The organism is Streptomyces sp. NPDC045022 (assembly GCF_056432605.1).
In genome coordinates, this window is sequence record NZ_JBWKIR010000058.1 from 1 (window position 1) to 13,327 (window position 13,327).

Annotated in this window: 14 protein-coding genes; all 14 read right to left on the minus strand. The window is 70.9% G+C overall.

Going from position 1 to position 13,327, the window contains the following annotated elements; genetic code table 11:
- The coding region (locus AC07C1_RS40505; RefSeq protein ID WP_478947122.1) for a flavodoxin-dependent (E)-4-hydroxy-3-methylbut-2-enyl-diphosphate synthase at nt 1-209 on the minus strand (209 nt) is incomplete at its 3' end.
- Between the two features lie 4 nt (nt 210-213).
- Complete coding sequence (gene hpnH / locus AC07C1_RS40510) at nt 214-1,236, minus strand: adenosyl-hopene transferase HpnH (RefSeq protein WP_478947123.1); 1,023 nt, start codon at nt 1,234-1,236, stop codon at nt 214-216.
- A 5-nt stretch (nt 1,237-1,241) separates the two neighbouring features.
- Nucleotides 1,242-1,883 carry a phosphorylase family protein gene (locus AC07C1_RS40515; RefSeq protein ID WP_478947124.1) on the minus strand — a complete coding sequence of 214 codons (642 nt, stop codon included), beginning with the start codon at nt 1,881-1,883 and terminating at the stop codon, nt 1,242-1,244.
- A 1-nt stretch (nt 1,884) separates the two neighbouring features.
- Nucleotides 1,885-3,915: a squalene--hopene cyclase gene (shc, locus tag AC07C1_RS40520; RefSeq protein ID WP_478947125.1), complete on the minus strand. Its 2,031-nt coding sequence runs from the start codon at nt 3,913-3,915 to the stop codon at nt 1,885-1,887.
- A gap of 115 nt (nt 3,916-4,030) precedes the next feature.
- Nucleotides 4,031-5,167, minus strand: coding sequence for a polyprenyl synthetase family protein (locus tag AC07C1_RS40525; RefSeq protein WP_478947126.1), 1,137 nt, complete (start codon nt 5,165-5,167; stop codon nt 4,031-4,033).
- The gene (gene hpnE / locus AC07C1_RS40530; RefSeq protein ID WP_478947127.1) at nt 5,167-6,594 is read right to left on the minus strand and encodes a hydroxysqualene dehydroxylase HpnE; all 1,428 of its coding nucleotides are present in this window, start codon (nt 6,592-6,594) and stop codon (nt 5,167-5,169) included. Before hpnE ends, AC07C1_RS40525 begins: the two co-directional genes overlap by 1 nt.
- Nucleotides 6,591-6,719 (minus strand): DUF6380 family protein, encoded by a 129-nt coding sequence (locus AC07C1_RS40535; protein WP_478947128.1) that lies wholly within the window; start codon nt 6,717-6,719, stop codon nt 6,591-6,593. The genes hpnE and AC07C1_RS40535 overlap by 4 nt, the downstream gene beginning before the upstream one ends.
- Nucleotides 6,719-7,681: a presqualene diphosphate synthase HpnD gene (gene hpnD / locus AC07C1_RS40540; protein WP_478947129.1), complete on the minus strand. Its 963-nt coding sequence runs from the start codon at nt 7,679-7,681 to the stop codon at nt 6,719-6,721. Before hpnD ends, AC07C1_RS40535 begins: the two co-directional genes overlap by 1 nt.
- The gene (gene hpnC / locus AC07C1_RS40545) at nt 7,678-8,574 is read right to left on the minus strand and encodes a squalene synthase HpnC (protein WP_478947130.1); all 897 of its coding nucleotides are present in this window, start codon (nt 8,572-8,574) and stop codon (nt 7,678-7,680) included. The genes hpnD and hpnC overlap by 4 nt, the downstream gene beginning before the upstream one ends.
- 360 nt (nt 8,575-8,934) lie before the next feature.
- The gene (locus AC07C1_RS40550) at nt 8,935-9,714 is read right to left on the minus strand and encodes an ABC transporter ATP-binding protein (protein ID WP_478947131.1); all 780 of its coding nucleotides are present in this window, start codon (nt 9,712-9,714) and stop codon (nt 8,935-8,937) included.
- Nucleotides 9,707-10,636: an ABC transporter permease gene (locus tag AC07C1_RS40555; protein WP_478947132.1), complete on the minus strand. Its 930-nt coding sequence runs from the start codon at nt 10,634-10,636 to the stop codon at nt 9,707-9,709. Before AC07C1_RS40555 ends, AC07C1_RS40550 begins: the two co-directional genes overlap by 8 nt.
- Before the next feature lie 105 nt (nt 10,637-10,741).
- The gene (locus AC07C1_RS40560) at nt 10,742-11,614 is read right to left on the minus strand and encodes a glycosyltransferase family 2 protein (protein WP_478947135.1); all 873 of its coding nucleotides are present in this window, start codon (nt 11,612-11,614) and stop codon (nt 10,742-10,744) included.
- Between the two features lie 5 nt (nt 11,615-11,619).
- Nucleotides 11,620-12,405, minus strand: a complete 786-nt coding sequence (locus AC07C1_RS40565) for a CDP-alcohol phosphatidyltransferase family protein (RefSeq protein ID WP_478947133.1) — start codon at nt 12,403-12,405, stop codon at nt 11,620-11,622.
- Nucleotides 12,383-13,327: iron-containing alcohol dehydrogenase family protein (locus AC07C1_RS40570; protein WP_478947134.1), on the minus strand; the 945-nt coding region annotated here is incomplete at its 5' end. The genes AC07C1_RS40570 and AC07C1_RS40565, both read right to left, overlap by 23 nt.

The following is a 13,327-nucleotide window of genomic DNA, read 5'->3' on the forward strand; positions in this document are numbered from 1 at the left end:
CGGACGATCTGGCAGCCGGACGCCGTCAGCTCGGCGATCTGCTGCAGGGTGGCACCGACATCGGACGTACGGGTCGTCGTCATCGACTGCACCGACACCGGCGCTTCGCCCCCGACCGCCACCGGCCCGACCTGGATCTGCCGCGACCGGCGACGCGGCGCGACCGGACGGGCCGGTACCTCGGGAACGCCCAAGGGCACGGCGGTCATCGCGTCACTCCCGGTTTCCGGATACGGTCTCGCGCAGGGCCCGCAGCGACTCCTTGAGGGAGCCCATCGTGGCGAGGACGGCGGTGGGCTCGTAGCCGCAGTGCGCCATGCAGTTGGCGCAGCGCGGGTCCTTGCCGCGACCGTACTTGTCCCAGTCGGTCTCCTCGATGAGCTCGCGGTACGTCGGCACGTACCCGTCGCTCATCAGGTAGCAGGGGCGCTGCCAGCCGAAGAGCGAGTAGTTCGGGATCGCCCACGCGGTGCACGGGAAGTCGACCTTGCCCTCCAGGAAGTCCAGGAAGAGCGGGGAGTGGTTGAGCCGCCACTTCCTGCGGTTGCCGCCCGCGAAGGCCTTCCTGAACAGCTCGCGGGTCTGCTCGACACCGAGGAAGTGCTCCTGGTCGGGTGCCTTCTCATAGGCGTAGGCGGGCGAGATCATCATCTCGTCGACCTCGAGGTCGTCGTTGAGGAAGTTGAGCACCTCGATGATGGTCTGCGGGGTGTCGGTGTTGAAGAAGGTCGAGTTCGTGGTCACCCGGAAGCCGCGCCGCTTGGCCTCCTTGATGGCCTCCACCGCCTCGTCGAACACACCCTCCTTCGCAACGGACTCGTCGTGCCGCTCGCGCAGCCCGTCGATGTGCACCGCGAAGGCGAAGTACGGCGAGGGCCTGAACTTGTCGATCTTCTTGCGCAGCAGCATCGCGTTGGTGCACAGGAAGACGAATTTTCTCTTCGCCACCAACTGCCGCACGATCTCGTCGATCTGAGGGTGCATCAGCGGCTCGCCGCCGGCGATGGAGACCATCGGCGCACCGGACTCCAGCACCGCGCCCACGGCCTGGGCGACCGGCATGCGCTGCTTGAGCACACCGGCCGGGTGCTGGATCTTGCCGCAGCCCTCGCACTTGAGATTGCAGGCGAACAGCGGTTCCAGCTCGACGATGAGCGGGAACTTGTCCCGCCTGCGCAGCTTCTGTTCAGCCAGGTATGTAGCGACCTTGATGGACTGACGCAACGGCATGGCCATCTGGCTCACCTCCGGGGGAGCAACAAAGAACGGTGCCATTCAAAAAATGCAGGAAGAACGGAGCGAAGAACACGGAAAGCTGATATTCCACCGCGCACCGTCCCAATCCGGACGAGTTCGTGTTCTGGAGCGTCCACGACCACCCGGACGGCCGCAACCGGGCGGTCGCCCGTCCGGCGGGCGGCGAGGAGCGTGGCCGCGGACTCCATGTCGACCGCGATCGAGCCGGTCGCGAGCAGATCGGACCGCTCCGGACCCCGGACCACGTGGTCGGAGCCGGTGAGCGGGCCGGTGTGGACCGTGCGCCCGGGCAGGATGCGCACGAGTTCCTTGACCAGCAGATCGGTGCCCACACACGGGACGGTCCCGTGCGGGTCCCGGGTCTCGTCGGCGACGACCAGGTCGCCGGGATGCATCCCGGGGGCGAGTCCGGCACAGAAGCCGGTGGCCAGTACGGCGGCCTCGGCGAGGGCCGGGGCCGCCAGGCGGCCGGTGATGGATCGTTCCGCCGCCCGGGGGCCCATGCCCGTGCGGACGACGGTGTACGGCCCGCCGGCACCGCCGCGCTCGCCGGTGCGCAGGGCGAGGTGCTCGATGCCGAGCGCGCAGGCGATCAGCAGCGGGACCGGAGCGGGCTGGGTGCTCAATTCAGCTCCCCTTGGCCCGCGAAGAAGCCTTCCCGGCCGGGGTCAGCAGGTTTCGCTCGAAGGGGTCGCCGTGCAGGTACCGGCCGAGCGCGGTGAGCGGGAACACCTGCCGGTAGAGGTGGTAGTTGATGGAGAAGTCCCAGGGGAAGCCGGTGCCGGTGAAGTACGGCTCGTCCCAGGTGCCGTCCGCCCGCTGGGTGTCGGCCAGCCACTGGACGCCGCGCTCGACGGTCCTGGAGCCCTTCTCCCCCGCCGCGAGCAGCGCCATGAGTGCCCACGCGGTCTGCGAGGCGGTGGAGGCGCCGCGGCCGCTCCACTCCTTGGCGTACTTGTAGGAGCGCAGGTCCTCGCCCCAGCCGCCGTCGTCGTTCTGGACGCTCTCCAGCCAGGTCACCGCCCGCCGGATCGCCGGGTGGGAGCCGGGCAGGCCGGCCGCGGTCAGCGCGGGCACCACCGAGCCCGTGCCGTAGATGTAGTTGACGCCCCAGCGGCCGAACCACGAGCCGTCCGGCTCCTGTTCGGCGAGCAGCCACTCGATACCGCGCCGGGTGCGCGGGTCGTGGGCCAGGCCCTCGGCGGCGAGCATCTCCACCACGTGCGCGGTGACGTCCGCGGACGGCGGGTCGATGACCTCGCCGAAGTCGCAGAACGGCAGCCGGTTCGGGTACGGGCTGGTGTTGTCGACGTCGAAGGCGCCCCAGGCCCCGTTCTTCGACTGCATACCGAGGTTCCAGCGCACGGCCCGCCCGATCGCGTGGTCCACCCGCTCGGGGTCGTGGTGCCTGACCCGGCGCAGCGCGAGGGCGACCTCGGCGGTGTCGTCGATGTCCGGGTAGTTGTCGTTGTGGAACTCGAACGCCCAGCCCCCCGGAGGCAGATGGGGCCGCTTGACGGCCCAGTCGCCCGGGCGGACGATCTCCTCGCCGAGCATCCAGTCGGCCGCCTTGACCAGTTGCGGATGGTCGACCGGCAGGCCCGCGTCGACCAGCGCGATGGTGGCGAGGCAGGTGTCCCAGACCGGGGACTGGCAGGCCTCGATCATCCGGGCGCCGTCCTCCCGCCAGACGGCGAAACGGTCCAGCGAGGCGAGGCCCTCGCGCATCACCGGGTGCTGGAGGTCGTAGCCGAGCAGGTACAGGGCGATGACCGAGTACACGGCCGGGGGCTGGATGCCGCCCCAGCAGCCGTCGTTCTCCTGTCGCTCGATGATCCAGCGGGCAGCGGAGTTCATCGCGGCCTTGCGCAGTCGGCGCGGGGCGACCTTGCGCAGTCGGTGCAGCGCCTTGTCCAGACGCTGGAAGGCGCCGTCCCAACTGGCCATGGGGGCGAGCGGCTTGGGGGGGTTGGGCTGGGCCGGGTCGGTGTGCAGCTCGTCCAGCGGGAAGGGCGCCGGGCGGACCGGGCGCTTGGCCGAGACGATGGTGAGCGGCACGATGGTCTGCCGGGCCCAGCAGCCGAAGTCGTAGATGTTGAGCGGCATCCAGCTGGGGAAGTAGATCAGCTCCGGCGGGAGTTCGGGCAGGTCCTCCCACTTCCACCAGCCGAACAGGGCGAGCCAGATCCGGGTGAAGACGCGGGCGGCGGCGATACCACCGCGTTCGCGGACCCAGGCCGAGGCCCGCGCCATGTGCGGGGCGCCGGGCGCGTCGCCGGCCAGGCGCAGGGCCACGTACGCCTCGATCGTGGTGGACAGTTCGCCGGGGCCGCCGTAGAAAGTGGCCCAGGTGCCGTCCTCGCGCTGCTCACCTCGGATGAACTTGGCGGCGGCCTCGGTCGTCGCCTCGTCCTGGATACCCAGGAACTGGCGGAGCAGCAGATCCTCGGCGTCCATGGTGACGTTCGTCTCCAGGTCGCCCTTCCACCAGCCCTGGGCGTCCTGCCGGGCGAGCAGGAAGTCGGTGGCGCGCCTCGCGGCGTGTGCGGCGGCTTCTTGGACCCCGGCCGCCCCGGGGGTGATGAGGGTGGTGTCGCTGGCCGCGGCAGCGCGGGGTGGCAAGGTCGCCCCGGTGCTTCCGTCGGTCGTCGCTGTCATGGCTTCCCCTTCGTGCAGTCGTGCGAGTCGTGCTGCTGTGGGTCCGCCGTCGGCCGGTGTCCTGCGTCCCGGACACCGGCCGGCGACTAAGCGAGGTGCGTCGAGCCGATAGTGATCATCTCTTTCGTACGACGACGAAGTCGGCGAGCGCCGTGAAGGAGGCCCGTACCCGGTCGGGCATGTCGACGGCGTCGAGGGCTTCGAGGGCGATGGCGTACTGACGGCGGGCTTCCCCGGCCGTCCACTCGCGGCCGCCGGCCTTCTCGATGAGGGCGGCGCGGGCCGCGAACTCCTCCTCGGAGAAGGTCTCGAAGTCACTGCTCTTGGCGTCGGCGGCGAGGATCTCGGCGAGCTGCTTCGAGGCGGCGCCACCGGCCGCGAGGGCGGCGACCACCGGCAGGGACTTCTTGCGCTGGCGCAGGTCGCTCCAGGTCTGCTTGCCGGTGGCCTCCGGGTCGCCCCAGATACCGAGGAGGTCGTCCACGGCCTGGAAGGCCAGGCCGAGGTGGTAGCCGTACTTCTCCAGCGCGTCGGCGGTGGCGTCGTCCGCGCCGCCGAGCACCGCGCCGATGGAGGAGGCGCAGGCGAGCAGCGCGCCCGTCTTGTTGCCCTCCATCTCCAGGCACTCCTCGACGCTGACGCGGTCGCGGTGCTCGTAGGAGATGTCCTGCGCCTGACCGTCGATCAGGGCGCGGGAGGCGGCGGTCAGCCGGCGGGTGGCGCGGCCCGCGTCGACGGTGCCCAGTTCCAGCAGGAGTTCGTTGGCGAGGGCGAACAGGGCGTCGCCGACCAGGATGGCCTGGGCGGGGCCGTGCACCTTCCAGACGGTGTCGCGGTGCCGGCGCTGCTCGTCGCCGTCCATCAGGTCGTCGTGCAGCAGCGAGAAGTTGTGGACGAGTTCGACGGCGACGGCACCGGGGACCCCGGTCTCGGGCGTGGCGCCGGTGACCTCGGCGGAGAGCACGGCGAGCGCGGGGCGCACGGCCTTGCCGCCGTCACCGTCGGCGGGGTTGCCCGCGGCGTCGATCCAGCCGAAGTGGTAGGCGGCGACGGTGTCCATGGGAGGCGCCAGGCGGTCGACGGCCGCACGCAGGACCGGTGTGGCCAGGGTCCGGCCGCGCTCCAGCAGCGCGGTCACGTCCACCGCGGCCCGTGGAGCGGGCGTCGAGGCCGGGGGCACAGTGGGCACAGTCTCTCCTCTTGTTGCGGTACCGGGAGTACGGGGGCCCGCCACGGGCTCCTGAGCGAGCATCAGGCCGCCTCCTCGAACTCGAAGAGGTGGCGGGGGCGGGGCCGGCCCAGGGCGCTCAGCACGGCGTCCGCCGCGCTCACTCCACTGCGGACCGCACTCTCCATCGTCGCGGGCCACCCCGTGGCGGTCCACGCTCCGGCCAGGTACAGGCCGGGGGCCTTGGTGCGGGCGCCGGGCCGCAGCCGCCCGACGCCGGGGGTGGGGGCGAACGTGGCCGTACGCTCCCGGGTCACGAAGAAATCCCGCACCACGGCCGCGCGGGTGGCCGGCATCAGTCGTTCCAGCTCGGGCAGGTAGCGCTCGCGGAGGTCGGCGACCGGGGTGTCGATCTCGTCCTGTGCGGCCGACTGGGACAGCGCGAGGTACTGCCCCGTGCCCAGCCCGGAGGCGTCGGTGCGGTCGAAGACCCACTGCACGGGGGTGCCGAGGGCCGCGAAGAAGGGCTTCGCCAGCACCTTGCGGTCGTAGACGACATGGATGTTGAGGATCGGCGCGGTGCCGATCGCCAGCAGCCTTTCCGGGGCGTCCAGGGCGCCGGGCGGCAGCAGGTCGTGGGTCTCGCGCTGGGGCACGGCGAGGACGACCGCGTCGGTCTGGAGGGTCTCGCCGGGAACCTGAACGCTCCAGCTCCCGTTTTCGTTGATAGAGACGGAGGTGACGCGTGTACGGACCTCGGTACGGACGCCCGCGGAGGCGAGCGCCTTGCGGGCCAGCCGGTCGTGCAGTTCGCCCAGCGGGACGCGGGCCCAGCCGATGTCGGCCGCGCCCGGGTCGGACAGCAGACCGGTCTTGAACACCATCGCGGCGAGTCCCAGCGAGGCGTCGCCCGCGACCGCGTTGAGGGTGGCGACCCCGACCAGGTCCCACAGGGCTTCGACGGCACGCGCCGACTGGCCGTGCGCGGCCAGCCAGCTGCCGAAGTCCTGCGCGTCCAGGGCCGGATCGGCGATGTCGAGCCCCTTGAGCGCGAGCGCGGCCCGCCCGACCGCGGCCCGCTCGGCGAGCGAGAGGTGCGGATAGGAGGCCAGGCTGCGCCCCAGGTGGAGGGGGACGGGCAGCGGGTCGCGCCGCAGCCTGCCGAGCCGCCTGCCCTCGGGCTTGGCGACGTCGACCACGGGCACGTCCAGGCGGTCCTGCAGCGGTGCCAGCGCCGCGCCCTCGATCCGGTCGAGGAACCAGCGGTAGGCGGAGCAGCAGCGCAGGTACACGTGCTGGCCGTTGTCGACGGTAAGTTCGCCGCGCTGGAAGGAGAAGGCGAGGCCGCCCAGCCGGGGTCTGCCCTCGAGCAGGGTGACGCGGACCCCCGCGTCGGCGAGCGCGAGCGCCGCGGTGATGCCGGCGAGACCCCCGCCGACCACCACGGCGCTGCGTCCTGCCGCCTGCGGGGTGCCGGCGTCGGCCCCCGCGGGGCGTGAGCCGTCGCTCATCGTGCGTCCTTCCGTGCGTGCCGGGCGTGCTGGTTGAACGGTGCACGCCCGGCCGTCGCAGTCAGGGACGCCACGCCGCGGCGCGGGGTTGCCTGCCGCATGCCGACCGGTTGGGACATGCCCATCAGGTGCGCCTCCTGACGGAGCGGGGGGAGACCTGGCGGGAGACATGCCGGGTGTCCAGGCCGGACAGGCCCCGCACGGCGACGTACGCCTTCTCGCGTCCGGGCAGTGAGACCCGGCCGCGCAGCACGGCCTCCGGGTCGCGCTCGATGCGGTCCAGCAGCCGGCGGTAGATGCCGGCCATGGCGGCCACGCACGCGCCGCTGCGCCGGTCGAGCATGGGCAGCAGCCGGTAGCCCTCGGCGAAAAGAGCCCGGGCCCGTCGCACTTCGAAGTGCACGAGGCCCGGGAAGTCGGCGCCCTCCGGCGGGGTCGGCCCGTCGAACCCGGCCGAACAGCCGAACTTGGCGAGGTCGTCGGCGGGCAGGTAGGTACGGCCGTCCTGGGCGTCCTCGCGGATGTCCCGGAGGATGTTGGTGAGCTGCAGCGCGAGACCGAGGGTGTCGGCGTACTCGGGTGCGCGCTCGGAGCCGCGCGCCCCCGGTTCGGTGCCGAACACGCCGAGCGAGAGACGTCCGATGGCACCTGCGACGCACCGGCAGTAGACCTTCAGGTCGTCCCAGGTCTCGTAGGTCTCCCCGCGCACGTCCATCTGGACGCCGTCGATCAGCTCGTCCAGGCCGCCGAGCGGGATCGGGAAGGTGCGCGCGGCGTGCGTGAGGCCGACGGCCACCGGGTCGGTGTCGTCCTCCTCGACCTCGCCCTCCCGGACCCGGGCGAGCAGTGCCCGGGTGTCCGCCAGCCGCGCCAGCTTGACCTCGTCGGCCAGGTCGCCGTCGCCGATGTCGTCCACGCGCCGGGAGAACGCGTACAGCGCCGACATGGCGCGGCGCTTGGCCGTCGGCAGCAGCCGGATGCCGTAGGCGAAGTTACGGGCCTGCTGCCCGGTGACGGTCTCGCAGTAGCTGTAGGCGGCGAGTACCGGTGCGGACACGTGCGGCGGAGAATCCACGGCCCGGATCACCCCTCTCCTCGCAGGATCACGCCCGCCTCACGCAGCAACTGGACCTTGCCGGGTTTGGGCGGGCCGGGAAGTACGTCGTATTCGGCGGCGGCGATCGCCCGGATCGCCGCCCTTCCCCCCGCCACGAACCCCGCGAGCAGCAGCTTCAACCTGCCGTGGACGCTACCCACCAGGGGGGCGCCTTCATTCAGCAGATCGCGGGCGCGTTGTCCCTCGTATGCAACCAGGGCGCGCACCGATGCGCCCGCGGTTTTCGCGGCGAGATCCGTTTCCTGGACGTGAAAGCGCTTCATGTCCTCGGCAGGCAGATAGATGCGGTCGCGGCCGAGGTCCTCGGCGACGTCCTGGAGGTGTTCCACGATCTGCAGGGCGGTGCAGATCGCGTCGGACAGCCGGATCCGCTCGGGGGTCGAGGTGCCGGTGACGGCGAGGACGAGGCGGCCGACGGGGTTGGCGGACAGTTCACAGTAGGCGAGGAGGTCGTCGTAGGTCTCGTACCGGGTGACGAGCTGGTCCTGGCGGTTGGCGGCGATCAGACCGAGGAACGGCTCGGGGGTGAGGGAGCGGCGACGGACGGTGGACTGCAGGCGGCGCAGCAGGGGGTGGCGCGGGGTGCCGTCGAACACCCGGCGCAGATCTGCCTCGAAGGCGTCGAGGAGGACCAGACGGTCCTCGGCCTCGGTGGCCGACACGCCGAGCAGACAGGCGTCGGCCCCACCGGGGGCGAGGTCGCCGTCGCCGATGTCGTCCACGAGCCGGGCGAAGCCGTAGACGGCCATGAGGTCGTCGCGCCAGGCCCTGGGCAGGAAGAAGGGGGCCACGGGGAAGTTCTCGCTCGCGGCCTTGTCCAGTGTGGCGCGTTCCGGGTCCGGCGCCGTGTCGGTGGCCGTCATCGGGCGCTGCCTGGGGCGGGGACGGCACATGCTGCGTTGAGCTGGGGAGTTTCCGTAGCCATTGCCGTCACATCTCCCGTTCTACACTGCCGACCCAATACTCACTATTTCGGACACGCCGCCCGGCAATGCGCGGGGCGGCCCTGACGGAGGGTGTCGCGCATTATCGCCCCACTTGCCGCTTTCCGGTGCCGGTACAGCTTACGTTGTACAACGCGGTAAGGATCGTCGGGGTGTCCTGCACATCACAACAACACACCGATCGGCTCCAAGATTCCTAACACCGGCCGGAGTTGACGTTTCCTTTGCAGACGCAGGGCCCCGCCGGACGGTTGCCGGCGGGGCCCTGGCCGAAATGCACTACTTGCCCGTGAACTTCTCGTATTCCTTCAGGACCTCTTCGGTCGGTCCGTCCATGCGCAGCTCGCCGCGTTCCAGCCACAGCACGCGGTTGCAGGTGTCGCGGATGGACTTGTTGTTGTGACTGACCAGAAAAACCGTTCCGGCCTCCTTGCGCAGTTCCCGGATGCGCTCCTCCGAGCGTTTCTGGAACTTGCGGTCACCGGTGGCCAGCGCCTCGTCGATCATCAGGACGTCGTGATCCTTGGCGGCGGCGATGGAGAAACGCAGCCGGGCCGCCATACCCGAGGAGTACGTGCGCATCGGCAGGGTGATGAAGTCGCCCTTCTCGTTGATGCCCGAGAAGTCGACGATGTCCTCGTAGCGCTCCTTGATCTGCTCCCGGGACATGCCCATGGCGAGACCGCCCAGAATGACGTTCCGCTCGCCGGTGAGGTCGTTCATCAGGGCCGCGTTCACGCCCAGCAGGGACGGCTGGCCGTCGGTGTAGACCTTGCCCTTCTCCGCGGGCAGCAGGCCGGCGATGGCGCGCAGCAGGGTGGACTTGCCGGACCCGTTGGAGCCGATGAGGCCGATGGCCTCGCCGCGGTAGGCCACGAAGGAGACACCGCGCACGGCGTGTACCTTGCGCACCCCGCGCTCCTCGCCCCGCTTCAGGATCCGGCTGAGGGCGGCCGTCGCGCTGCCCTTGCCGGTCTTGGCACCGTTGACCCGGTAGACGATGTGCAGCTCGTCCGCGATGACCGTCGGGCGTCGGTCCTGGTTGCTCTGCTCAGCCACGGCCGTACCGCTCCTCCGCCTTCCAGAAATACACGAAGCCGCCGGCGAAGACCGCCACGGCCCAGAACAGGGCGATGGCCCACACGTGCGGCGGCAGGTTCGAGGCACCGTACCCGTCGATCAGCGCGAACCGCATCAGGTCCATGTAGACCGCGGCGGGGTTCACCTGGAGCACCCGGACGATCCACTCCGGGCGCCCCTCCAGCATCTTGTTGATCGAGAACATGACGCCGGAGGCGTACATCCAGGTGCGCAGGATGAACGGCATCAGCTGCGCGAGGTCCGGCGTCTTGGCGCCCATGCGGGCCAGGATCAGCGCGAGCCCCGTGTTGAACAGGAACTGGAGCACCAGCACGGGCACGATCAGCAGCCAGGACGCGCTCGGGTAACTGCCGAACCCGATCACCACGAGGAACAGCACGATCATCGAGAACAGCAGCTGCTGGAGCTGCTGCAGCGAGAAGGAGACGGGCAGCGAGGCGCGCGGGAAGTGCAGGGCGCGCACCAGGCCGAGGTTGCCGGAGATCGCGCGGACGCCCGTCATGATCGAGCTCTGCGTGAAGGTGAACACGAAGACCCCGGTGACCAGGAACGGGATGTACACGTCCTGCGACATACCCCGGCTGGCCTTGAGGATCAGGCCGAAGATGAAGTAGTACACGGCCGCGTTCAGCAGCGGCGTGGCAACCTGCCAGAGCTGGCCGAGCTTGGCCTGGCTGTACTGCGCGGTCAGTTTCGCCTGGGAGAAGGCGATGATGAAGTGGCGCCGGCCCCACAGCTGACGGATGTACTCCACGAGCGAGGGCCGGGCGCCGCTCACCGAGAGCCCGTACTTGCCGGCCAGCTCGGCCGCCGTCAGTCCCTCGTCGGGCGACGGGGCGGCGGTCACCGCGACCGTGCCGTCGTGCGTGGTCTCACTCACAGGTGGAAACTTTCGTCTTCGGGTTCGTCTGCTTGGGCGCCGCCTCATCGGCGAACGCGTGCTTCACGAGCTGTCCGGCACTCGCCGCCTCTCGGGTCGAGCTTGTCAGATGACGGGAGGCCGGCCCAGTCGGGTGAGCCGCCACACCGTACGCCAGCGCATCGGGCGGCGGGGGCCGCACGGGGTGGCCCAGCCTTCCTTGAAGCCGCCGAACCAGGCCCGCAGGGCCGGCCGGGAGGGGCGGCGGAGCAGCGTGAGCAGCATCCACACCCCGAGGTAGACCGGGACCAGGAGGGCGGGCAGGTTGCGGCGGGCCAGCCAGACCCGGTTGCGGGCGACCATGCGGTGGTAGACCGCGTGCCGCGAGGGAGCGGTCGTCGGGTGGTACAGCACCATGTCGGACCGGTAGTCGATCATCCAGCCCGCGTCGAGGGCCCGCCATGCCAGGTCGGTTTCCTCGTGGGCGTAGAAGAATGCGTCCGGAAGCCCGCCGACTTCCGCGAAGACGCGGGTGCGGACGGCGTTGGCGCCGCCGAGGAAGGTGGTGACCCGGGAGGAGCGCATCGGGTCGGAGGCGCGCAGCCGGGGCACGTGCCGGCGCTGGGTCTCGCCGGTCTCGGGATCGGCGATGCGGAAGCTGATGATGCCGAGCCGGGGGTCCGCGGCGAAGGCCTCGCGGCACAGCTCCGCGGTGTCATGGCGGGCGAGCAGGCCGTCGTCGTCGAGGAAGAGCAGTATGTCGACATCGCGGCCGCTGGGGCCGAAGGCCTCCATGCCGACGTTGCGGCCGCCGGGGATCCCCAGGTTCTCGGGCAGTTCCATGGTCCGCACGCCGTCGGGCACGTCGGGGACGGGCGAGCCGTTGCCGACGACGACCACCTCGACCGGGTCGCCGTCCTGCTTGGCGACGGAGTCGAGCAGGGCCCGCAGTTCCTCGGGCCGGTTGCCCATGGTGATGATGACGGCGCCGACCTTCATGCCGTTCACCGCAGCCTGCTCGACGCCAGGATGGACACCAGGTGCAGCACGGTCTGCAGCAGGGCGATGCCGGCCAGGACGGCCGTACCGAGCCGGGTGAAGAACAGGTCGCCGCGGACCTGGTCCAGGATCGCGAGGACCACGATCAGCAGCGAGGCCTCGATACCGAGGATCAGCCGGTGGAACTTCAGCGCCGAGGCGGCCCGGCGGGCCAGCGCCATGCCGGACGAGCGCGGCTCCGCGACGGCGGCGGCGTCCTTCACCGGCGGCATCCCGGCCTGGTGGCGGGCGACACCGACCAGGTCGGTCTCGGCCTTGATCAGGATCGCGCCGAGCGCGGCCAGGGTGCCGAGGAAGGCCCACAGCCAGTCGATACGGCCACTGCCCCACAGGTCGGCGGCGCGCAGGCCGAGGCCGACCAGGACGGCCGCGTCGGTGAGGTAGGCGCCGACGCGGTCCAGGTAGACCCCGCCGAGCGAGTACTGCTTCCTCCAGCGGGCGATCTCGCCGTCGACGCAGTCCAGCAGCAGGTACAGCTGGGTGGCGACCACACCGAGCACGGCGCCCGCGATTCCCGGCACCAGCAGGGCCGGGGCCGCGAGCACACCGCAGACGGTCATCAGGTACGTGAGCTGGTTGGGCGTGACCCTGGTGTTCACCAGGTAGCGGTCGATGCGCAGGGACACCTCGCGCATGTAGAGGCGTCCCGCCCAGTGCTCACCGTTGCGCCGGTCCTTCACCCCGGCGGGGTGGACGACCGGACGGAGTTCAGCTACCGATGGCCTTGACATAGTCGGCGTAGATGTCCTTGATCTGGTTCGTCTTGAGGTCGAGGTGTTCGAGGATCGTGTAGCGGCCGGGCCGGGTCTCCGGGGCGAACTCCACGGCGCGGACGAACTCGTCCACGGTGAAACCGATCTCCTCCGGCAGCACCGGCAGCCCGTGCCGGCGCAGCACCTCGGCCATGTACGCCGACTCCTCGTGCGCTCCGCGCAGGTACATCGCGAAGGCGGCACCGAGCCCGCACTGCTCGCCGTGGGCGGCGGCGCGCTTGGGAAAGAGCAGGTCGAAGGCGTGGTTGATCTCGTGGCAGGAACCCGAGGCCGGCCGGGAGTCGCCGGAGATCGACATCGCGACGCCGGTGAGGACCAGCGCCTCGGCGAGCACCTGGAGGAAGGTGTTGTCCCCGATGCCGCCGGGGTGCCGCAGCACCGCCTCGCCGGCCTGCCGGGCCATCGCGGCGGCCAGACCGTCGATCTGCTCTCCGTTGACCCGGTTGGCCAGCTCCCAGTCCGCGATCGCGTTGATGTTGGACACCGCGTCGCCGATGCCGGCCCGCACGAAACGGGCCGGGGCCTCGCGGATCACGTCCAGGTCGATCACGGCCGCGATCGGGTTCGGCACGCCGTAGGAGCCGCGGCCGGCGTCGTTGTCCAGGGTGGCGACCGGTGAGCACAGGCCGTCGTGCGCCAGGTTCGTGGGTACGGCGACCAGGGGCAGGCCGATGCGCGCCGCGGCGAACTTCGCGCAGTCGATGATCTTGCCGCCGCCGAGGCCCACCACCGCGTCGTAGCGGCCGGACTTCATCTCGCCGGCCAGCCGGACCGCGTCGTCCAGGGTGCCGCCGCCCACCTCGTACCAGGTCGCCCCGGGCAGCGAGGGCGCCAGACGCTCGCGCAGCCGGGCGCCGGAGCCGCCGCTGACGGCGACGGC